General features: G+C 61.0%; 18 protein-coding genes. 9 read left to right on the plus strand and 9 right to left on the minus strand.

Annotated elements, in window-relative coordinates; translation table 11 throughout:
* Positions 1–149 precede the first annotated feature (149 nt).
* The 3 genes from AC2A6O_RS10865 to AC2A6O_RS10875 all read right to left on the minus strand — a co-directional run bounded on the left by AC2A6O_RS10865 (position 150) and on the right by AC2A6O_RS10875 (position 4122).
* The gene (locus tag AC2A6O_RS10865) at positions 150–2042 is read right to left on the minus strand and encodes a VHL beta domain-containing protein (protein WP_498926910.1); all 1893 of its coding nucleotides are present in this window, start codon (positions 2040–2042) and stop codon (positions 150–152) included.
* Positions 2043–2142: 100 nt separating this feature from the next.
* Positions 2143–2700 carry an ActR/PrrA/RegA family redox response regulator transcription factor gene (locus AC2A6O_RS10870; RefSeq protein ID WP_148583285.1) on the minus strand — a complete coding sequence of 186 codons (558 nt, stop codon included), beginning with the start codon at positions 2698–2700 and terminating at the stop codon, positions 2143–2145.
* A 6-nt stretch (positions 2701–2706) separates the two neighbouring features.
* Positions 2707–4122 (minus strand): ActS/PrrB/RegB family redox-sensitive histidine kinase, encoded by a 1416-nt coding sequence (locus tag AC2A6O_RS10875; protein WP_498926913.1) that lies wholly within the window; start codon positions 4120–4122, stop codon positions 2707–2709.
* A gap of 199 nt (positions 4123–4321) precedes the next feature.
* Here AC2A6O_RS10875 and secB point away from each other — a divergent pair, with 199 nt between their 5' ends.
* Positions 4322–4822 carry a protein-export chaperone SecB gene (secB, locus tag AC2A6O_RS10880; protein WP_148583283.1) on the plus strand — a complete coding sequence of 167 codons (501 nt, stop codon included), beginning with the start codon at positions 4322–4324 and terminating at the stop codon, positions 4820–4822.
* A 153-nt stretch (positions 4823–4975) separates the two neighbouring features.
* Here the strand turns inward: secB and AC2A6O_RS10885 are convergent, their stop codons facing one another.
* Positions 4976–5779: a HesA/MoeB/ThiF family protein gene (locus AC2A6O_RS10885; RefSeq protein ID WP_498926915.1), complete on the minus strand. Its 804-nt coding sequence runs from the start codon at positions 5777–5779 to the stop codon at positions 4976–4978.
* A 96-nt stretch (positions 5780–5875) separates the two neighbouring features.
* On the minus strand, positions 5876–6925 hold the full coding sequence (hrcA, locus tag AC2A6O_RS10890) for a heat-inducible transcriptional repressor HrcA (RefSeq protein WP_148583281.1): 1050 nt from the start codon (positions 6923–6925) through the stop codon (positions 5876–5878).
* A 195-nt stretch (positions 6926–7120) separates the two neighbouring features.
* Here hrcA and rph point away from each other — a divergent pair, with 195 nt between their 5' ends.
* From rph to AC2A6O_RS10930, 8 genes are all read left to right on the plus strand, one after another.
* Positions 7121–7834, plus strand: coding sequence for a ribonuclease PH (gene rph / locus AC2A6O_RS10895; RefSeq protein ID WP_023002406.1), 714 nt, complete (start codon positions 7121–7123; stop codon positions 7832–7834).
* 12 nt (positions 7835–7846) lie between these two features.
* Positions 7847–8485: an RdgB/HAM1 family non-canonical purine NTP pyrophosphatase gene (rdgB, locus tag AC2A6O_RS10900; RefSeq protein ID WP_148583280.1), complete on the plus strand. Its 639-nt coding sequence runs from the start codon at positions 7847–7849 to the stop codon at positions 8483–8485.
* A 3-nt stretch (positions 8486–8488) separates the two neighbouring features.
* Positions 8489–9652, plus strand: a complete 1164-nt coding sequence (hemW, locus tag AC2A6O_RS10905; protein WP_498926918.1) for a radical SAM family heme chaperone HemW — start codon at positions 8489–8491, stop codon at positions 9650–9652.
* 279 nt (positions 9653–9931) lie between these two features.
* On the plus strand, positions 9932–11581 hold the full coding sequence (gene phaZ, locus AC2A6O_RS10910; protein WP_498926920.1) for a polyhydroxyalkanoate depolymerase: 1650 nt from the start codon (positions 9932–9934) through the stop codon (positions 11579–11581).
* A 162-nt stretch (positions 11582–11743) separates the two neighbouring features.
* Positions 11744–12436 carry a glycosyltransferase gene (locus AC2A6O_RS10915; RefSeq protein ID WP_148583277.1) on the plus strand — a complete coding sequence of 231 codons (693 nt, stop codon included), beginning with the start codon at positions 11744–11746 and terminating at the stop codon, positions 12434–12436.
* Between the two features lie 164 nt (positions 12437–12600).
* Positions 12601–13023, plus strand: coding sequence for a DUF2852 domain-containing protein (locus AC2A6O_RS10920; RefSeq protein ID WP_162855001.1), 423 nt, complete (start codon positions 12601–12603; stop codon positions 13021–13023).
* A gap of 204 nt (positions 13024–13227) precedes the next feature.
* Positions 13228–13965 carry a M48 family metallopeptidase gene (locus tag AC2A6O_RS10925; RefSeq protein WP_498927097.1) on the plus strand — a complete coding sequence of 246 codons (738 nt, stop codon included), beginning with the start codon at positions 13228–13230 and terminating at the stop codon, positions 13963–13965.
* Positions 13966–14078: 113 nt separating this feature from the next.
* On the plus strand, positions 14079–14516 hold the full coding sequence (locus tag AC2A6O_RS10930; protein WP_498926922.1) for a hypothetical protein: 438 nt from the start codon (positions 14079–14081) through the stop codon (positions 14514–14516).
* 261 nt (positions 14517–14777) lie between these two features.
* Here the strand turns inward: AC2A6O_RS10930 and AC2A6O_RS10935 are convergent, their stop codons facing one another.
* The 4 genes from AC2A6O_RS10935 to trpS form a co-directional block, all read right to left on the minus strand.
* The gene (locus AC2A6O_RS10935; protein ID WP_498926924.1) at positions 14778–17033 is read right to left on the minus strand and encodes a transglycosylase domain-containing protein; all 2256 of its coding nucleotides are present in this window, start codon (positions 17031–17033) and stop codon (positions 14778–14780) included.
* Positions 17034–17301: 268 nt separating this feature from the next.
* Positions 17302–18240 (minus strand): l-ornithine N(alpha)-acyltransferase, encoded by a 939-nt coding sequence (gene olsB / locus AC2A6O_RS10940; RefSeq protein ID WP_498927099.1) that lies wholly within the window; start codon positions 18238–18240, stop codon positions 17302–17304.
* 290 nt (positions 18241–18530) lie between these two features.
* On the minus strand, positions 18531–20945 hold the full coding sequence (locus tag AC2A6O_RS10945) for an ATP-binding protein (protein ID WP_498926926.1): 2415 nt from the start codon (positions 20943–20945) through the stop codon (positions 18531–18533).
* A gap of 308 nt (positions 20946–21253) precedes the next feature.
* On the minus strand, positions 21254–22333 hold the full coding sequence (gene trpS, locus AC2A6O_RS10950) for a tryptophan--tRNA ligase (RefSeq protein WP_148583272.1): 1080 nt from the start codon (positions 22331–22333) through the stop codon (positions 21254–21256).
* Between the last annotated feature and the right edge of the window lie 42 nt (positions 22334–22375).

A 22375-nucleotide genomic window follows, 5' to 3' on the forward strand; every position in this document is an offset into this window, starting at 1 on the left:
TTCGGGAAGGTTTCTTCTTAATCATTCACCAAATGCTTAATACGACGGGGATTTATATCGTAAAAACAATTTATTATACGGAAGCTGCCCAGCAGTCAGGATGTCCGGCAGGAACAAATATCGTCATTTATTACAATATAGATTGATATTTATCTGCGGGCGCAGAAGACATCCCTCAATCCGGGGCGAGTCCAGGTCGCATTCTGAAGCTGTCCCTTCAGCACATGTCCCTGAGATTCGTAATAAAACGTGTTGGCACTGCCCTGGCGCTGCAGGGTGACTGCGCCATATCCCATTTCGGCAACGGTTGCGGACTGCATGTCCGGCGCGAAAACGACGTTCAGATCGATACCCGCGGTGCACAGGTAGTCGGCCACGTTGGCCGAGGCTGTCTGCTGTTGCTGGAACGTGGGCTGGTTCGAGCCTTCGATGGAGCCGGGAGGGACAGGACCGGACGGCAAGTCGCCACCAGGCTGAGCGTCGAAGCCACCGCCGTTGGGCGCACCCCAGGTACCGCCGTTGTCCAGGCCATTGTTGCCGAATCCGTTGTTATCAAAGCCGTTGTTGTCAAATCCGCTGTTTCCGGGGGCTCCGAAATTGGCCGGCCCATTGATCACGACTTCCCGGTACGGCGTCTTCGTGACGTAAATACCCCGGCATTCACCACTGGCGCCGCGCACGGTCCAGGCATGGGAGACATAGGTCTGCTGTTCCAGGATCTGCCCGGGTTCCAGGCGCGCATAGGGCCGCTCGCCGCCGCGGTAATCCACCCAGCTCACCTCGATGGGCTGACGGCTGGCGTTGCGGAACACGATCTGGCCGGGCCGAACGGCTTCAACAGACCGGACACGGCCGAGTTCACCGCAGGAAAGGTCAGAGTTCGCTTCCTCGGCGCCGCTGCCGTAGGCATCGTCGGAAACGATCTGCTGGGGCTGGGCGCAGGTCGCGACGAACAGGCGCACCGGGTTGGCGCTGCCTTTCAGCGATACATCATGTGTGGGCAAGCCTTCCACCGCGATCGACAGGGCAGACTGCTTGATCATGGCTTCCCACAGCGGGTCGCTCATCTCGATATTGACTTCCGGGAGAGAGGTTCCGCTTTCATTGGCGCTGGAGGACCCGAAGGCGTTGTAAACGCGGTCGAATTCACCGGCGGAAATGCGCACGGCCTGCGGCATGCCTTCCAGAAGGCCTGCTGGAGCCTGCTGGAACGTGATCTTCGCAAACCCGGACTGCGTGCTGCAGTCTGCCCGGAAATCCCGGTCGTCCGTTTGCGGAACGGCATGCTGAAGCAGCGAAGGCGTTCCGGGCTGCGTTCCAGGTTCGGCCAGCCATTCACGCGCTTCGTTCGCGGTCACAAGTACCGGTTGGGAATTGGCGGCACCGGGAAAATCGTTGCCGGTTCCGGTGTCGACATCGTCAGGCAAGGAGGCTGTTTCCGTGCCCGGTGCGGAAATGGGGGTGTCGACCTGATCGAGCGGCTGCAGTCCGCCCTGGTCGGCAGGCGGGTTGATTTGCTCGATGGACGAGTTCGGCGATCCGGCCGCGTTGGTGGCCGTCTGCTGTCCTGACGCAGGCTTGTCCTGCTGGGACGGCTGCGTTGCCGACGCAGTGTTGGAAACCGGGCCGGCCGCTGTGCCGGAATTCGTGCCGACAACGCGGGCCGCAGCGCCCGGCTTGCCGTCGTTCGACACGTCAACCACCAACGTGCCACCGGAGCAGAAGCTGGCGTCGCGATGCAGGACGCGGCTGTTTTCCAGTGTGACTTCAAGCTTGACGTCACAGGGCGGCAGCTTGTTGTCGCTGCCCATCGTGTCGATGACCACGCCGGTTTCGTCACGGCTGATGATCGGCCGGTACTTCTTGTTCACGGTGATCGACCGGATGCCGGGCTGCGGCGGTTCCACGTTGATACGCATGGTTTCGGGAACCGATTGCGCCTGTGCAGGCAACGCGGCCATCATGAAAACCGCGCTGCAGGCGGCAAGAAGGCCACATTTCAGCGCAGGGGCAACAAGGGCATTGGCAGCATCAAGCCGCATAAGCGATCTCCGTGGGAGCGCAGGTTATCACCATTTGGGAATACTTAGGCAAAGTGGCGGTCTAAGGGCAAGCCCGCAATGGCGGGAAGCCCCGGCTTTCTCAGCGTGGCGCCCGCTTTGCCAGGATCCGTTGCAGGGTGCGGCGGTGCATGTTGAGTCGGCGGGCGGTTTCCGAAACATTGCGGTCGCAAAGCTCATAAACCCGCTGAATATGCTCCCAGCGGACCCGGTCAGCCGACATCGGGTTTTCGGGCGGCTGGGCCTTGTCTTCCGGCTTGCGGGCAAGGGCAGCAACGATGTCGTCCGGGTCTGCGGGTTTGGCCAGATAGTCGATGGCCCCCAGTTTGACCGCCGTGACGGCGGTTGCAATGTTGCCGTATCCGGTCAGAACGATGGCGCGGGCATCCGGGCGGCGCTGGTGAAGCTGCTCGATGACGTCAAGGCCGTTGCCGTCTTCAAGCCGCATGTCGACGATGGCGAAAGCCGGTGCGTTCTGGGCAATCTTGCCCGTTGCGTCCTGAACGCTGTCGGCGGTTTCCGTTGTAAATCCGCGTTTTTCCATGGCGCGCGCAAGGCGCTGCTGAAACGGCTTGTCGTCGTCAACGATCAGGAGGGTCATGTCCTCCGAAGTATTCAGGGCAGGTGTCTGGTCCGTCATTTGGCTCTACCGGTCTTTTTCGTCCGTCTTCTCCTGCACCGCGGATGAAGTCACGGGCACAGCATGCATTGTTTGTGCTTTGTTGCCGTTATGGGGTGAAAAACCCGTTTCGTCCACTCTGCCGTCCTGTTCAAACACTTTGCGCGGCCAACTCACCCGGATGTGAGCCCCTGTCTGGGGCGGGGCCGAATTTTCAAGGTGCAGCTTGGCACCCGTGCGTTCCAGCAGGGTTTTGGCGATGAAAATACCCAGGCCAAGTCCTCCGCCGGTGCCGCGTTGTGGCGACTTTCCGCCGCGCACGGAAACGTAGGGGTCGCCGATCTTGCCCAGAATTTCGACCGAAAATCCCGGTCCGTCGTCCTTGATTGATATGGAAAGCGTTGTCTTATCCCAGGTAGCGGACACATCGACGCGGGTCTTGGCGAAATCGACGGCATTTTCCAGAAGATTGCCCAGACCGTAGCGGATGGCCGCATTGCGTGTGCCCACCGGCTCGGCGCCTGTACCGGTTCCAGTTGAGTGGATCGCAACACCCGTGCCCCGGTGCGGATCGACCACGTCTTCCAGCAATTGCAATACCGGCATGCGCTGGTAGGTGCGGTCTTCTTCGCTCGAAAGGCTGGTCAGCTGTCGCAGGATCGAGCGGCAACGCTCTGCCTGGGAGCGGATCAGGGCAACGTCTTCGCCTCTGGCATCGCCGGTCTCGAACTCGTCCGATAGCTCCTTGGCCACCAGATAGATGGTGGCAAGCGGTGTGCCGAGTTCATGCGCGGCGGCGGTCGCCAGACCGTCCAGTGCATTCAGGTGCTGCTCGCGGGCAAGCACAAGCTCGGTTGCCGCGAGCGCATCGGCCATCTGGCGGGCTTCTTCAGCCACGCGAAAGGCGTAAATCGCCATGAAGCCAAGCGTAGAGACAAGCGCAATCCAGATGCCGACCGAATAGACGATGGGAAGAGAGAAATCGTCGCCGACAGGCCAGGGCAGAGGCAGATGGAAGATGGCCACGAGGCTGGCGCAGACCGTGGCCAGAATACCAAGCAGGATCGTGTAGCGGGCCGACAGGCCCGTGGCGGACACCATGACTGGTGCCATCAGCAGAAATGCAAACGGATTGCCCAGGCCGCCGGTCAGGAACAGAAGCCCGCTCATCTGCAGGATGTCATAGACCAGTTGCAGGGCTGCGGCGCGTTCCGACAGGCGCATGGCAGAGGGCCAGCGGATCTTCAGAAAGATGTTGAGCCAGGCGGACAGGGCCACCATGGCGAAGGCAAGTCCGGCTGGCAGGGGATAGCCGAGACCGACATGCACCACCAGAAGTGCCGCTGACTGACCGCCAACGGCAAGCCAGCGCAGGCGTACCAGCGTATCGAGTTTCAGGCGCCGGTGCGGCAGGGTGATATTGGATGTCGGTTGTTCGGGCATCTGCGCTTCTTGGAGAACGGCAACTCCCCCCCTTTTGAAGCGGTTTCCGGCGGCTGGCAAGGCCGGGGCTCTTGTGCCGACAAGGCGTAAGTGGTAGCCACCCGCTAACACGGCTGTCCGGATCACGCGGGCCGGCGGCCAGCCGGAGGGATTTAATAGCTCTTCATTTCAGATCAGCACCGCGCAACGGAATGAGATGATGACCGACACCAATGACGGCGGCGCGCAGCCGCAGGCGGAGAGCGCAGCAGCGCCGGGCATGCACATCCTTGGCCAGTACATCAAGGACCTGTCTTTCGAAAACCCGAATGCGCCGCGTTCCCTGGGACCGGGCGATCAGCCGAAGCTCGACATCAACGTCAACGTCGGTGCCCAGCAGGTCAACGACGAGCAGTTTGAAGTCGTGCTGACCCTGACCGCCAAGGCCGAGCGCCCGGACATGGTGATGTTCAACGTCGAGCTGGTCTACGCAGGCCTGTTCAAGATCACCGGCGTGCCGAAAGAGCACATGCATCCGTTCGTGATGATCGAATGCCCGCGCATGATCTTCCCGTTCGCACGCAACATCCTTTCCGAAGCCACGCGTAACGGTGGCTTCCCGCCGCTGATGCTCGACCCGATCGACTTCGCCCAGCTCTACCGCCAGAACATGGCCCAGCAGGCCGCCGCCCAGCAGGCGAGCGAGCAGAAGCCGAACTAAGGTCAGTCAGGCCACAGTTTTACAGAACCCGTGCCGGGAAACCGGCGCGGGTTTTGTTTTGGGTGTCGGCTGTAAATCCATTGCGACTAAGAGATTTCCGGAGCCCCAGTGACTCAGCCCCCACATTTGCGTGGGGACATCTGCAGGGGTCCCTCACGCCTCCTCCAGCATCTCCACCCAGCTTTTCGGAGTGTCGCCGTTGAGCGGGTTTTTCGGGGAGCGCTTGTAGCGGATGGTTTCCATGCGCACGGTTCTGGCGTCGAACAGGATCATCCGGCCAACCAGCCCCTCGCCCGTTCCCGTCAGTTCCTTCAGCACTTCCATAGCCTGCATGGCGCCGATGATGCCCGTCAGCGCACCCAGGATACCTGCCTGGGCACAAGTCGGCAGCAGGCCGTCACGCGGCTTTTGCGGAAACAGGCACCGATAGGTCGGATTGGCTGTTCCGTCGGGACCGGTTTCATAGGGCTTCAAAGTGGTCAACGAGCCGTCAAATTGGCCGACGGCGGCCGTTACCAGCGGCTTTTGCGCAAAGAAACAGGCATCGGACACCAGATAGCGAGTATCGAAGTTGTCCGACCCGTCCACCACCAGATCGTATCGGGACACCAGCTGCATGGCATTGTGGCCGGCAAGGCGGGTGGGGTGTGGCTCAGCTTTCACATTGGGGTTTAGCCGCGCGATGGCTTCGGCAGCACTGGCGACCTTCGGCTCGCCGAGCTGGTCGGTATCGTGGATCACCTGACGTTGCAGATTGGACAGTGAGACGGTGTCGTCGTCGGCGATGCCCAGCGTGCCAACACCGGCGGCTGCCAGATATTGCAGCACCGGCGCACCCAGGCCACCGGCACCGATCACCAGCACACGGGCATTCTTCAGCTTCTGTTGGCCGGCGCCGCCGATTTCCTGCAGCACGATGTGGCGGGCGTAGCGTTCCAGTTCGGCGGGCGAAAGCATGTCAGGTCCTGTCTGGCTGGTCTCGGGTACAGATGGGGATGGAGCGGGTGGCAGGTCAAGCCGTCCCAGGTTTGGAAAAACCGGTATCCGGCAGGCTTACCCCAATATGCGACTGACCAGCCGGGCCGTGTAATCGACCATCGGGATGACCCTTGCATAATTCAGCCGGGTGGGCCCGATAACGCCGAGAACACCGACGATGCGCTGGTTGCTATCCCTGTAGGGCGACACCACCAGAGAAGACCCCGACAGCGAGAAGAGATTGTTCTCCGACCCGATGAAGATGCGCACGCCGTCGCCCTTTTCGGCAAGACCCAGTAGCTGGATCAGGTCCTTCTTGCTTTCCAGGTCGTCGAACAGCAGCCGGATGCGCTCCAGATCCTCAACCGCGTCGAGGTCGGTCAGGAGGTTCGAGCGGCCCCGAACGATCAGCGTACCCGGATCGGTAGCGCTTTCGCCGCCCCAGACCGCAAGGCCCGCGTCGATCACCTTCTGGCTCAGAAGATCGAGTTCGGCCTGGTCCGCGTCGCGCACCGTTTCCAGTTCGGTCCGGATTTCAGAAAGGGTTCGGCCCTTGATCTGGGCGTTCAGATAATTGCTGGCCTCCACCAGCGCGGACGACGGCAGGTCGCCCGGCAGAGCGACAACACGGTTTTCGACGGAGCCGTCTTCGCTGACGAGGATCGCCAATGCCTTCAGTGGCTCGATGCGGACGAATTCGATCTGTTTCAGCCGCATGTCCGACTTGTGGGTCAGCACCACACCGGCACCCATGGACAGGCCGGACAGCATCTGGCTGGCTTCCGTCAGCACCTGCTCGGCGGAATTGGCTTTTTGCGAGGCCCGAACCTGCGCGTCGATTGCCCGGCGTTCGTCCTGGGTCAGGTCACCCACTTCCAGAAGGGCATCGACGAAGAAGCGCAGGCCGATTTCTGTCGGCATCCGGCCCGCGCTGGTGTGGGGCGAATGCAGGAGGCCCATATGTTCCAGATCGGACATCACGTTGCGGACCGACGCAGGCGACAGCGAAATGCCGAGCTTGCGCGAAACGTTTCGGGAGCCGACGGGTTCGCCGGTCTCCAGATAGGTTTCCACGATCGAACGGAAGATTTCACGGGATCTCTTGTCGAGGTCGCTGAGGCTCAAGGCTTGTTCTCCGAATGTGACCGTTCACCGGGGCCGGTGGAGGTTCCCCCAAAAAGATATAGGCGCAAAAGGGGGCTTGCGTGAAGTATCACAACGCAAGGCCTTTACGGCGAAGGAATTTGGGGTCTACAAGGCCTCAACGAATACACCGGAGAAACGGCGGTTTTTCCGGAACAAAAGTCGAAAGGGATATGCATGCGTCCGTCCAAACGCGCAGCCGATGAACTCCGTGCGGTCACGCTGGAGCGTGGAGTTTCCAAACATGCCGAGGGTTCTTGTCTCGTCAAGTTCGGCGACACGCACGTCTTGTGCACCGCCAGCCTGGAAGAGCGGGTTCCGCCGTGGTTGCGCGGCCAGAACCGTGGCTGGGTAACCGCTGAGTACGGCATGTTGCCGCGCGCCACGGGCGATCGTATGCGCCGCGAAGCCAGCGCCGGCAAGCAATCCGGCCGGACCCAGGAAATCCAGCGTCTTATTGGCCGGTCGCTGCGCGCTGTCGTCAATCTGGAAGCCCTCGGCGAAAACCAGATCACGGTCGATTGCGACGTCATTCAGGCCGATGGCGGCACTCGCACCGCTTCCATCACCGGTGCCTGGGTCGCGCTGCGCGATTGCATCGAGTGGATGAAAGCCCGTGACATGGTCTCCGGCGAGGTTCTGAAGGATCATATCGCCGCCATTTCCTGCGGCATCTATGAAGGTGCGCCGGTGCTCGATCTCGACTACGCCGAGGACAGCACCGCTGAAACCGACGCCAACTTCGTTCTGACCGGGTCTGGCGGTATCGTCGAAATCCAGGGAACTGCCGAAGGTGCGCCTTTCTCGGAAGAGGAATTCGGCAAGCTTATGGGCCTTGCCAAGCTGGGCATCGGCAAGCTGGTCGATCTCCAGAAAATGGCCATTCTCTAAGGGCGCCGAACCATGAGCCACCGCAAGCTGGAACCGGGCAAGCTGGTTGTCGCAAGCCACAACAAGGGCAAGATCCGCGAGTTCAACGAACTGCTTCAGCCTTACGGCTTTGAAGTGATCTCCGCCGGAGAGCTGGACCTGCCGGAACCGGACGAGACGGGTGCCACGTTCGAGGAAAACGCGGCCATCAAGGCCCATGCGGCGGCCAAGGCTTCGCGTCTGCCCGCACTGGCCGATGACAGCGGATTCTGTGTCGCGGCGCTGAACGGCGATCCGGGCATCTATTCCGCGCGCTGGGCAGGGCCGGACAAGGACTTTGCGATGGCCATGCGCACGATCGAGGAAAAGCTGCAGGCGCTGGGCGCAACGACTGACGAAGAGCGCCGGGGATCCTTTGTTGCCGTGCTGTGCCTGGCCTGGCCGGATGGCAGCGAGGAAATGTTCCGCGGCGAGGTCGAGGGCCAGATTGTCTGGCCGCCGCGCGGTGCGCAAGGCTTCGGCTACGACCCGGTCTTCCAGCCGGACGGCCATGAGCGGACGTTCGGCGAAATGACCTCTGAAGAAAAACACGGCTGGTCCGGGGACAGATCGGCCCTTTCTCACAGGGCACGGGCATTCCAGCTCTTTTCCGCCGGTTGCCTGGAAGGATAAAACGTGACGCACGCGGGGGCAGCCGAAGGGGGCTTCGGTATTTATATTCATTGGCCGTTCTGCGCGGCCAAATGCCCCTATTGCGACTTCAACTCCCACGTCCGTCACCAGCCGGTCGACCAGGCCCGCTTCGCGGCCGCTTTCGAGCGCGAACTGTCTCATTTCGCCGATCTGACAAAGGGCAAGACGGTTCAATCCGTGTTTCTGGGCGGTGGCACGCCCTCGCTCATGGAGCCGGCGACGGTCGACCGCATCCTGAAAGCGGTATCCGATCGCTGGTCGATGGATGAGAATGTCGAGATTTCGCTGGAAGCCAATCCCTCCTCGGTCGAGGCCGAACGCTTTCGGGGCTACCGGGCCGCAGGCGTCAACCGGGTCTCGCTGGGCGTTCAGTCGCTCATCGACACGGATCTGAGGTTGCTTGGCCGCCTGCATGATGCGCGCACGGCCCGTACCGCCATCGAAACCGCGCGTGCCACGTTCCCGCGCCTGTCTTTCGACCTGATCTATGCCCGTCCGGGCCAGACGCTCGCAGGTTGGGAGCAGGAGCTGAACGAGGCCATCGCGCTCGCTGCCGATCATCTCTCGCTCTATCAGCTCACGATCGAGGAAGGCACGCCCTTCCACACGCTGTTTCATGCGGGCAAGCTGCAGATGCCGGATCCCGATCTCGGTGCGGAATTCTATGAACTCACGCAGAACGTGACCGCTGCCGCCGGCCTGCCCGCCTATGAAGTGTCAAACCATGCCCGTCCGGGCGCCGAGTGCCGGCACAATCTGGTCTACTGGCGCTACGGCGACTATGTCGGCGTTGGTCCCGGAGCCCACGGCCGCATCACGGTTGGCGTCAGCCGTCTGGCGACCTCGACCGAGCGCCATCCGGAAACCTGGCTGGACAATGTCGAGAGCCATGGTCAGGCATTGATCGAAAACGCAGGACTGTCCGAGGAAGAGCAGGGCGACGAGTTTCTGCTCATGGGTCTGCGCCTGACCGAGGGCATCGACCTGAAACGCTACGAGCGTTACGCAAGCCGCTCCATCGATCCGGCCCGTCTGGCGGCGCTGATCGAGCACGGCATGGTTGAAGTTATCGGGGAAAACCGGATTCGAGCGACTCGTGAAGGTTTTTTCGTGCTCGATGCAGTGGTCGCGGATCTGGCTGCCTGAGCCGCTTCCGCACGTGGTTTGTATAAAGCTACCAAATTGATTTAAATGTTCTATTGGGCCTTTTGCATTGCACAGTCATTTGGTGCGAAAGTGTCTTTTGCCGTGATCCTGAGCACTTAGCGCGTATTCAAATACCAATTAGAAGTATTGCGGGCTGCAACAGGCATAGCTATCCTGCTGCAATGCAATAGAATGCGTATGAACACGCGAGCCGAAAAAATGTTCACGAACAATGCTAATGGGGCCGGCACCAGTTGGTTCAGCAAAGGAGAGACGTCTTTGCCGTTTTACCACCTTTACGAACTGAACCACGCCGCGATGGCGCCTTTCAGAGCTTTGGCCGACATGACCCGGCTATACTTCCAGAATCCTCTCAATCCTCTGACGCATACTAGCTACGGGCGATCCATTGCCGCTGGCTGCGAAGTGCTGGAACGCACCACGCGCCGCTATGGCAAGCCGGAATTCGGGCTCAAGGATACCACCGTCAGCGGTGTGCGCGTTCCTGTGCGCGAAGTCAGCGTCTGGAGCCGCCCGTTCTGTGACCTGATCCACTTCGAACGAGGAGTTACGACGCGCCGCAACGATCCCAAGATCCTGATCGTCGCGCCGATGTCCGGCCACTATGCCACGCTGTTGCGCGGCACTGTGGAAGCGCTGATGCCCAATGCGGATGTCTATATCACCGACTGGATCGACGCCCGCATGGTGCCGATACAGGAAGGCAAGTTCGATCTGGACGATTACATCGACTACATCATTTCGATGCTGCACTTCCTGGGTCCGGACACGCATATTCTCGGCGTGTGTCAGCCTTCCGTGCCGGTGCTGGCGGCCGTGGCGGTCATGGAAGACCGCGAAGACCCCTATGTGCCTTCCACGATGACCTTGATGGGCGGCCCCATCGACACGCGGGTCGCGCCGACGGCTGTCAACGATCTGGCGGTTTCCAAGGGCATCGACTGGTTCAAGAACAACGTCATCATGAAGGTCCCCTTCCCGCACCCGGGCTGCATGAGGGACGTTTATCCCGGCTTTCTGCAGCTTTCCGGGTTCATGAGCATGAACCTCGACCGACATGTGACTGCGCACCGTGACTTCTTCCAGCATCTGGTGGAAGGCGACGGCGACAATGCCGAAAAGCACCGCGACTTCTATGACGAATATCTCGCCGTAATGGACCTGACAGCCGAGTTCTATCTGCAGACCGTCGAGACGGTCTTCATCGATCACGCGCTGCCGAACGGCACCATGACGCACAATGGAACCCTGGTTGACTGCGGCAAGATCACCCGCACGGCCCTCCTGACCGTCGAAGGCGAGAAGGACGACATCACCGGTCGTGGCCAGACCAAGGCGGCGCATGCGCTCTGCACCAATCTGGACGACGACAAGCAGGCGCATTACGAGCAGCCGAACGTCGGCCATTACGGCGTCTTCAACGGATCGCGCTGGCGGTCGGAAATCGCGCCGCGGGTCATGGACTTCATCCGCTCCCACCGCACGGACCTTCCCCAGCCCGCCGCGAAGGCGCCGGTCGCCACGGCCGCCGCACCTGCAGCCAAGACCGCTGCTCCTGCTGCTGTAACGGCAAAGCCTCCCGCAAAAGCTCCGGCCGCCGCGCAGGCGGTCAAGACAGCTCCTGCACCTGCCAAGGCCAAACCGGCAAAAAAATCCACCGGAAGTTCTCTGGAGAGCATTCTCCTGACCCAGCCGGATGGTGCCGCGGACGATCTGAAGTCGATCAGCGGCGTCGGCCCCAAGCTGGAATCCGCGCTCAATGAAGCCGGGATCTTCCACTTCTGGCAGATTGCAGGTCTGACGGAAGAGCAGATTGAAGCCCTGGACACCAAGCTCGATTTCCGGGGCAGAATCGCCCGGGACAACTGGATCGAGCAGGCTCGCCAGCTTTCCGAAACGGTGAGCTGAGCCCGGCATCGGTAAAGGCACCCGTCCGGGTGCCTTTCACTATCTTGCGATAACTTGTCCCAAATAGTCCGGTTTCTGGCGGCCGCCCGCCCACCGCTATTGATTCTGGCCTTTCGGCCCAATACAAGTGCCGGTCAGACAGCGAGGCCGGAGGTTTCTGTAGTGCTCAATATTTTTATTGGTTTCGATCCGCGTGAAGCGATTGCCTATCATGTTTGCGCCAACAGCCTGACCCGGCTTTCAAGCGACGTGCTGGCGATCACGCCGCTGTCGTTGCACAATCTGAAGACCTACAATGAAACCCACACTGATGGGTCCAATCACTTCATCTACACCCGTTTTCTGATCCCGAGCCTGATGAACTACAACGGCTGGGCGCTGTTCATGGACGGCGACATGATCGTGCGGGACGACATTGCCAAGCTGTTCGCCATGCGCGACGAGAGCAAGGCGGTCATGTGTGTCCATCACGACTATGAGACGCGGCAGACCACCAAATATCTCGGCTCCAAGAACGAGAACTACCCGCGCAAGAACTGGTCCAGCGTCGTGCTGTGGAACTGCGGCCATCCGGCCAACAAGGTGGTGACGCCCGATTTCGTGATGAATTCGACCGGCGCACAGTTGCACCGCTTCACCTGGCTGGACGACGAACTCATCGGCGAACTGCCGAAGGAATGGAACTGGCTGCCGGATGAATTCGGCCCCAACCCGGACGCGAAGCTTCTGCATTTCACGCTTGGAACGCCCTGTTTTCACGAATACGCCAATGCGCCGATGGCGGCCGAATGGCACCGTGAGAAGCTTCTGGCGAATTATTCGGCACAACATGTGATTGACGGACCTTTCGACTGATCCGTTCCATCTTCTACTTATGAATCAATGAATTAAACCCGGGCAGCGGCTTCGCTGTCCGGGTTTTTCGTTGCCGGGTTGCTGTGATTCCAGTCACAAATCCTTGAAGGCGCCTGCGTTCATCCCCACCTTCAGTGACGTGGATGTCTGAAATGGATAGGACGATGACAACAGCTAAAAGTTGCATGATCAAACCTGCCTGGACGCCGGCAACTATCGGCCTGATGGTGCTGGGGTTCGTGGCCTTCTGGCCGCTTGGCCTTGCCATGCTTGCCTACATTCTGTGGGGCGACCGCTTTGAAGGCATGCTCCGCGATGCCAAAGATCAGTGGCGGGGCAGCCCGCTGAAGGGAGCCTTCGAGCAGATGAACACGACTTCCCATGCCCGCACGGGCAACGTCGCCTTTGACGACTATCGTGAGCGTGAACTGAAGCGCCTGGAAGAAGAGCGTGCCAAGCTCGACACCATGCGCGCCGAGTTCGACGACTTCCTCCGCGAATTGCGCCGTGCGCGCGATCAGGAAGAATTCGACCGCTTCATGGCCAACCGGGGCCGCAACAACGGCAGCGAAGCCGCACCGTTGTAAGTCTCCTCCTCCCGGACGTTCCCCGACGGCCAGACCAAGAGCGGCGCCCGCAAAGGCGCCGCTCTTGTCTTTTCCGGCAGCCGAAATTGCTGTTGGTTTCTTGGGAATCCGAATTTCAATAAATGCCCGCTGTCAGATTTGCCGCAAAATCGCGCGCAAGTTCGCTAAAATCATGACAACTGATTCGTTGGACCTTCGCCCTTGATGTTTCTGCGCGCCGGCAAGAAAACGCTGCCCGACCATATCGAGATCCAGACCGGTGCCAGCGCCGTGCGCATCCGTCTCAAGGCCAATCCGCGCGCGCAGCGGTACCTTCTGCGTTTGCCGGCAGACCGCTCCGGTCCTGTGCTGACGGTTCCCAAGGGCGGGGACCTGGCCCGTGCGGAGCGGTTCGCGCGTCAGCATATCGACTGGCTGATCGAGCGGCTTCAGGACAGGCCGGACCACATCACCTTTCTGCCTGGCGAGATCGTGCCTCTGCGCGGCGAGGATCACGTTATCGTGCCGACGGGCAAGCTGCGCGGGTTGATCACTCTGGGCCACGACGATACGGAACTCCCGGCGGTGTTCGTGCCGGGCGCGGACGATCACATTCCGCGCAAGGTCACCACCTGGCTGAAGGAACAGGCAAGGGCGGACCTTTCGGCCCGCACCGCCATTCACGCTGCAGCCATCGACAAGAAGATCGCCGCCCTCAGCATTCGCGACACCACCAGCCGCTGGGGCTCCTGCGCCTCCAACGGGCGGCTGTCCTTTTCCTGGCGGCTCATTCTGGCGCCGCCGGAGATCCTGGACTATGTCGCGGCCCACGAAGTGGCGCATCTGAAGGAAATGAACCATTCGGCGCGTTTCTGGCGCCTGTGCGAACAGCTTGCCCCGCAAACGCCCAGAGCGCGCGTCTGGCTGAAACAGAACGGCGTCCGCCTGCATGGATACGGCTGACTGAGGTCAATCCTTACGCCCGATGCGACCGGACTCTTCGGCGGTCTGGCAAAACGAGTTACAAACACGCCAGAATATGCTTCGATCTCCCTGGGGACGCTGGGAGAGGCAACATGATAATCCGGAAAAATTCAATCAGGGCGGTCACGCTCATCTTGCTGGGCCTGGTCTTGCCGGGTCTGGCTCTCACCAGTCAGGCCATGGCCGACAGCTGCTGGAACCACAACGGTTCGCTCATGCGCCTGCAGGCACAGGGCAATCAGCGCTGGCTGTCTTACGAAGTTCCGAAACCCGTTCTGCGCAACGCCGGCGTTCAGCGGGGCACGCTGCTCTTCAACGGGTCCAAGAACGGCAACTGGTATTCCGGCACTGCCCGGGTGTTTTCCAAATACTGCCCGGGATCGCCGCTTGAATATTTCGTCGAAGGGCCGGTGCGCGGCGACCAGCTTCAGGTCACGGTTACCGGCACTCGCGAAGTCTTCAATCGCTGCCGCCCGACCGGACGCTACACCACGGACACGCTGGTGTTCACCTACAGCCATCAGTGCTGAGGCGGAATTAACGGATATGTGTCGCAGGTATTTCTGAGAAATGGAGCAAGGGGCCCATCCTTCGAGACGGGCCGTTCCGGCCCTGCTCAGGATGAGGTTCACTGTTTTGATCTTCCGAGGCTTTCAGCATACATCTCCCTCATCCTGAGGAAGGCTGAAAGCCTGTCTCGAATGATGGGCTGCAGATACGGCCGAACGCACGCCGCCACCGGCTGAAGCCTCAAACACGGCCGCGTGAGCCGTGAACGACAGTTCTCGGTATCAGCCACCACCACCAAACAGATTGCGCAGCAGGTTCAGCGGGCCGCGGCGTTCGCCGTTGCTTTCGCCGCCACCGCCGCCACCGATGGGTGCGGGCGGGATCGGGTCGCTGCCGGAACCGACGGTGTCTGCCGGGCCGGGCTTGCGCGGTGCGGAGACGGTGGCCGGGACATCCGGCACGCCCGGCAGATCCGCCACGGGCAGGCCTTCATGGGCCGCATCCATCACCTCTTTCCACACGGTCGCAGGCAGCCCGCCACCGGTTGCCTTGCGCGTGGGCGAGTTGTCGTCATTGCCCAGCCAGACGGCGGTTGTCAGATTGCCCGTGTAGCCGATGAACCAGGCGTCACGGAAATCCTGGCTGGTGCCGGTCTTGCCCCCGGCGGGGCGTCCGCCTTCCAGCCGCGCCTTGCGGCCGGTACCGGTCAACAGGGTTTCCGACATCATCATGTTCATTTCACCGACCTGCTGGCGGTCGATCACCCGGCCACGGCCATCGCCGGAGCGGGAGTACAGTGTCTTGCCGTCCACGGTGCGGATCCGCCGGATCACATGCGGCAGCACACCGTAGCCGCCGTTGGAAAACGGCACATAGGCCCCGGCGATTTCCAGCGGCGTGACTTCGGAGGTTCCGAGAGCGATCGACAGGTTGTTCTTCATTTCCGAAGTTATGCCAAGCCGTTTGGCGGTATCGGCAACGGTTCCTGCGCCAACCTCATAGGTAAGCTGCGCGGCGACAGTATTCAGCGACATGCTGAGCGCCCGCGTCAGCGTTACCGGGCCGTAGTAGTCCTTGGTATAGTTCTTGGGCGACCAGTTGCCGTACCGAACCGGCTGGTCCTGGCGGATGGTCTGGGGCGACAGGCCATTTTCAAGTGCGGACAGGTAGACGAACGGCTTGAAGGACGAGCCCGGCTGCCGCTTGGCATAGACGGCGCGGTTGTACTGGCTCTTGGCATAATCGGCCCCGCCGACCAGCGCCTTCACGGCGCCTGCGGTATCCAGCGTCACGACCGCGCCCTGGGAAACGCCGTATTTCTTGCGGTTTTCCTTCAAGGCACCACGCAACGCCTTCTCGGCGGCACGCTGCATTTTCGGGTCGATGGTGGTGTCGACAACGATGTCGCTCTCGATTGAGCCGATGAAATGCGGCAGCACGTCCATCACCCAGTCGGCGGCATAGTTTTCGCTGGCACTGGTGTAGCGGCGCACCACCTTGGCTGGCGCGGCCAGAGCGTTCTTGGCCTCATCATCGGTGATGTAGCCTTCCTCGTGCATGGCGGCGAGCACAAGCTGGGCCCGCTCTTCGGCAAGGTCCGGGTTACGGGCGGGCGAATAGCGCGACGGGGCTTTCAGCAGGCCCGCAATGGTGGCCGCTTCCGGAATGGTCAAAAGCCGTGCGGATTTACCGTAGTACCGGCGGGCAGCGGCATCCACGCCATAGGCGCCGGAGCCGAGATAGACCCGGTTCAGATACATTTCCAGGATCTCGTCCTTGGAATATTCGGCCTCCAGCCAGAAGGCGAGTATCAGTTCCTGGATCTTGCGTTTGATCGTCCGGTCCTGTTCCAGAAACAGGTTCTTGGCAAGCTGCTGCGTCAACGTAGAGCCGCCCTGCTGCAGGCGGCCGGAGGTGAAGTTGGTATAGACCGCACGGGCAAGGCCGATCGGGTCGACGCCGAAATGCGAGCGGAAGCGCCGGTCCTCGATGGCAATGACGGCATTGGGCAGATAGGGCGGCAATTGCTCCAGCCGCACGGCTTCGCCGCCCGTGTCACCACGGTTTGCCAGCAATTCGCCATTGGCGGCGACGATCTTGACGTTGGGCGGCCGCGCCGGAACCTGCCATTCGGAGGTCGGCGGCAGGAAGGCGGCGTAATAGCCAATGAGGCAGACGACGGCGATGGTGCCCCAGATGCCGAGCACCATGCTCCAGTAGAGGCCGCGCTTGAGAAAACGGCCGAATGCAGTCGGCGCCTGAAACCTGTTCTTGCGCTTTGTCTTGCGCCGCTTGGCACCGGACCGGCCGCCGCCCCTTCCGGTACCACCGCCGCCATTGCCCTTCTTGGCTGTCTTGCGGGTGGAGGAGGCGGGTTTTTTCTTGGCCGGCGCCTTGCGCGTCTTGCCCTTGCCGGACTTCTTGGAAGACGGCGCAGCCGGGCGATCCTGCGGGCTTAAACGCAGGTCGAGCAGGCTGCTGCCTGAATTTCCGAATGTTGGTTCAACACGCGGCTGGCGTTTCGCCCGAGGCGCCATTGATCCTTCGTCCCCTAACTCCGTACCAACCAGGGTTGGCGTTATCCGGCAAAGCGCCGGTTTCCCCGGAGATGAGCTTAAATTGCGGCGATTTAAGGGGGCGTTAAGGCTACCGGGAATTGCGCGGTTTGCAGGGGGAAGTGAGAATAGAGCCCACCCGCGCGGCCAATGCGCCTGAACCGGCTTCCACCCGGACGCAAAAAGCATTGCAGTCCGGGCCTATGGCTCAGGCCGCAGTCGTGCAGGACAGGCCAACGCGCCAAGCGGCTTAGCTGGAATAGCGGCTCGCGTCGGCGCCGTAGTAATTGACGTAGCGGGTGTTGAGTTCGGACACCGGCATGATGATCAGCACATCCGTCGTGCCGAATTGATGATCGATCACGGCACCGTCGCCGATGAACGCACCGAGGCGCAGGTAACCCTTCACCAGCGGCGGCAGGGCACGCAGCGCTTCCTTGGAATTGAGTTCCTCGGCCGTCATGCGGTTCATTTCGACGTATCTGTCTCCCACCGCGCGCACGCGCCATTCTTCCGGGGCGCGAGCATGGTGATGCAGGAAGGAAAGCTGGCCGGCGATGGCATCCGGGTTGGTGCTTTCGATCGAGGCACAGCCGAGCATGACATCGATATTGTGGCGCAGCACATAGGCCCAGATGCCGTGCCACAGCAGCTCGACGGTTTTCTTGTTGCGGTAGGGTTTGAGCACGCAGGAGCGGCCGAGTTCCATGAACCGCTTGCCAGGGTTGGCGTCGATCAGCGACTGGATGTCGTATTCGGCGGCGGTGTAAAACCCGGAATGCTGATCTGCAATTTCCTGGCGCAGGATCCGGTAGGTTCCCACGATTTCAGGCTTTAGCCGGCCCAGCTTGTTGCGTTTCATCAAATTGTGATCGACCACAAGCAGGTGATCACAATAGGCATCGAAAGGATCCGCGTCACGGCGGGTCGCCAGGGTGTGCGCGTCGGCAATGGCCGACATTTCCTCGTAGAAAACATCGTACCGCAGGCGCTGCGCTTTTTTCACTTCCTTGAAGTTGCGGGCCATCCGCACTTCCAGAGAGCCGATCCGACCAAGCGTTTCGCCGGTTTTGACCGGTGTCTGCAGGGCAGGCCCGATGCGCCGCGTGTTGGGAAGGTTGGAATCCGGACGCATCGCCGGTGTAAATTTCCTGACCAGTTTCCTGGGCGAAAACAGCCCTTGCCGCATTATGGACATTCCACCCTCGTGTATTCCTTATGGCGCACCTTACAGGTTTCACAGGTTGTTGTCTGTTTCACCTGACAAATTACCTTTGCCGGAACAGGACGTCCGAACCCGGTCAGTGTGCTTCACACCTTGCCGTAGAACATACTATTCCGACAGATGGATGACACTCCGTTTTTTGCGCCGTGTTTTCCACGTGCGAGCTTAGACCACTCTTGCAGCTTTGTGAATCTTCACGAAAACCGGTCGCAGCGTTCCAGCTTGCGGGCTGTTGCATGGCGGACAGGAAGCGTTCAGGCGCGGGTGACTTCGGCCAGAGCGTCGGAAATTGCCTCCACGGAGAGCGGCTTCGTCAGATAGCCGGCGGCTCCAACTTCAGTGGCCTTGTCTCGGGCATCCTTCATCACGTCGGCGGTCACGATCAGCACCGGCACATTGGGCCGCCCCGCAGCCTTTTCGTCTGCGCGGATCTGGCGGACCGCCTGAAATCCGTCGAGACCGGGCATATGCAAATCCATCAGGATTGCATCATAAGCGCCACTGGCGGCTTCCTCGACGGCCTTTTCGCCGTCGATCACCATCACCGGTACATGGCCGAGCTTGCGCAGCATGGCTTCGCTCAGCAGCCGGTTGATGTCATTGTCTTCGGCCACAAGCAGGCGCAGCGGCCGGGCAGGCACCTGGTAGCGGTTCGGCAGGAAGCCGTTGCTGACAGGCTCGGCGCTGGCGTCCCAGGCATGTTCCATGCCCTCGTCCTCCAGAAGACCGGAAAAGATCTGGACAAGGGTCTCGATCCTCACCGGGCGGATGAGGTAGGCGGCATATCCGGCTTCGCGCAGATGGTCGAGACGCTCGCGTTCCGGAGGGGCAATCATCACGACGGCAGGGGCCTTGCAGCCGGTCAGGCGGGCAGAGGCCAGCCAACCGCCGCTGTCGGACAGGGCGCCATTGTCGACCACCAGAAGGTCTGCTTCGGCCAGCGCGGCGTCGAGATCCGCGCTGCCTGGCGCATGCACGCTCACATCGGCCGCATGGTATTGCAGCCGTCTGGCCAGCAGCGGGCATTCGATCTGGCTGGTGCTGACGAACACGATCCTGCGGCCTTCCAGCTTGGCCAGGCGCGGGTCCGTGTCGGCGACAAGCGATTCGGGGATCGGCAGGGACACGCGGAACAGGGCGCCGCCGTCTCCCGCAGGCTGCGCGGTGATTTCGCCGCCCATCAGGCCGGCAAGCCGCTGCGCGATGGCAAGACCAAGACCGGTTCCACCGAACTTGCGCGCCGGACCATGGTCAACCTGTTCGAATTCCTGAAACAGCCGCTCGGCTTCCTCTTCATCGAAGCCGATGCCGCTGTCGCGCACGTCGATATCCAGAAAACCGCCGCCGTCCGGATTGGGACGTCCGGTCAACTCCACGGCAACGCCGCCCTCATCGGTAAACTTGATACCATTGCCGATGAGATTGTAGAGGATCTGACGGACACGGGTGGCGTCCAGCGTCACCTCTTCCGGCAGTTTCGGGTCGAGCATCGAGCCGATTTCAAGCGATTTGGCGTGTGCCTTCGGGGCGAGCAGCTCAACGACGCTTTCCACCAGCGCGCCGACCGGGACCGGGGCTGCCTGTATGTCGAGCTTGCCGGCTTCCACCTTGGAAAAGTCGAGCACTTCGTCGATCAGGAGAAGCAGCGTTTCGCCGGAGGTTTCCAGCGCCTCGATGTAGGCGCTCTGTTCCTTGGTCAGCCTTGTGTCGCGCAGAAGCGCGGCCATGCCCAGAACACCGTTGAGCGGGGTGCGGATTTCGTGGCTGACGGTCGCAAGAAAACGCGATTTCGCCTCGTTGGAGCTTTCCGCCGAATGACGGGCGGCCAGCAATTCTTCCTCAATCAGGCGGCGTTCCGTGACATCGCGCAGAACGGTCTGCACGAGCTGACGGTCCGTTGCCGTATCGCGCACCGGAATGTCGATGCGCGAGAACCAGCGCGGCCCCTGCGCGGTGTCGATGTGCAGATCCTGAAACCCCATGCCGGGCGTCGTCTTGTCCAGCGCCTGGGTGACGGCGTTTTCAAGGCCGACTTCCTCAAGCAGCGGCAGGTTCAGCGTTGCGCCCGGTTGCAAGGCATGCCCGAACCCGAAAACATCGTCGGCAGCCGAATTGACATAGGTGATGGTTCCATCCTGGTCCCGCCGCACCACAACGTCGCCGAGCGTCGCCAGAATACTGGCATGGCGTTCGTCGGATTCGCCTAGTTCCCAGGCACGGTCTTCAAGTTCCTCGCATCGCGCCATCAAACGGCGGATCTTGTCGTCTTTCACCTGAAGCGCCTGCACGGACCGCTGCATGTCGTCTGCAAACAGACGCCAGACGGCCAATCCGCCAGCAAAGAAGGTCAGGCCAAGGCCCAGAAACCGGTTCAGGCCCTCGCCGGAAACCATCACAAAGCCCGCGGCAAGGCCAACGATCATGCCGGCCAGAGCAAGGTGCTGCAGAGATTTGGCGGGTGCCGACACGGGAATGTCGGTCGCCCGGCGGCCGGGCCCGACGTCTGGTCCGCTGTCATCGTCGCGGTGGGTTTCCGCCCTGTGTGAATAATCGTCCGTAGTTAAGGTGCCCGCAGAAGAATGCTTTTGCTCTTCGACGAAGAATTTCTCCTGCGCGTCATCGGCTGCTGGCGCGTCTTTGGCTGCGCGTTCGCTGTTTTGACTGACCAAGATAACTACTCTCTACAAGATCCTGTTGCCTTGAGAGTGCGATGGAATCTTTGAGAAACCGTTTCATCGGTCGATCAAAAAGGTAAATCGGTGGTTTCCCGCCACGTTCATATGCACTCTTCAAGCACCGGACCGGCGCCGGTATTGGTAATTCCGACAGGGTCAGCAATGCGGTTGCGGAACGCTGCTGTAGATTTCCGGCAATCGGCAACGATGATCTAAGGACCGTATTTGGCTGGCAACCGCTCAAACAAAAAGCCCGGCAGTAAACTGCCGGGCTTTCAGGATCGGGTCGTCGCTTCGGCGTCTTAGCGGACGTCGATGAAACCGATGATCTTGCGTACGTCCTTCAGCACCGGTTCGGCGATGGCGGAGGCCTTTTCGGCGCCGTCCTTCAGGATAGCGTCGATCTCGGCCCTGTCGTCCATCAGATGGCGCATTTGGTCGGTCATCGGTGAGAGTTTCTCAACCGCAAGGTCGGACAGGGCCGGCTTGAACGCGGAGAACTGCTGGCCGCCATATTCCTTCAGCACATCGGCCTTGGTCGCGCCGCTCAGGGCGGCAAAGATGCCGACAAGGTTGTCCGCTTCCGGCCGGCCTTCCAGGCCGTCCGTTTCGCTCGGCAGAGCGTCCGGATCGGTCTTGGCTTTCTTGATCTTCTTGGAGATCGAGTCCGCGTCGTCCGTCAGATTGATGCGAGACAGGTCCGACGGGTCGGACTTTGACATCTTCTTGGTGCCATCGCGCAGCGACATGATCCGGGTGGCCGGACCGGCGATCATCGGTTCGGTCAGCGGGAAATAGAGATATTCCGGCAGTTCCGGCGAAGGCGTCGGGTTCGCGATCCCAATATCCAGTTCCTTGATGCGCTCCGCAAAGTCATTGTTGAACTTGGCGGCGATGTCGCGGGTCAGTTCCAGATGCTGTTTCTGGTCGTCGCCGACCGGAACGTGGGTCGCGCGGTAGGCCAGGATGTCGGCAGCCATCAGGTTCGGATAGGCGAACAGGCCAACGGAGGCGTTTTCCTTGTTCTTGCCTGCCTTTTCCTTGAACTGGGTCATGCGGTTGAGCCAGCCCATGCGCGCCACGCAGTTGAAGATCCAGGCAAGTTCGGTGTGTTCGCGAACCTGGCTCTGGTTGAAGATGATCGATTTTTTCGGATCGATGCCGGCAGCCATATAGGCAGCGGTCACTTCACGGGTTGCCTGGGCAAGCTCGTGCGGATCCGGAAACCCTGCGGTGATGGCGTGGCTGTCGACGACGCAGAAGATCGTCGGCATTTGATCCTGCAACGGAACCCAGCGCGAAACAGCGCCCAGATAGTTGCCAAGATGCAGATTGCCTGTCGGCTGGACGCCGGAAAAGACACGGGGCTGGAACTCCGCCATTTCAGATCCCTTTTATGGTGCGGCCGGTTGGAAGGGCGCTAT

Source organism: Labrenzia sp. ATLA3, from assembly GCF_057180185.1.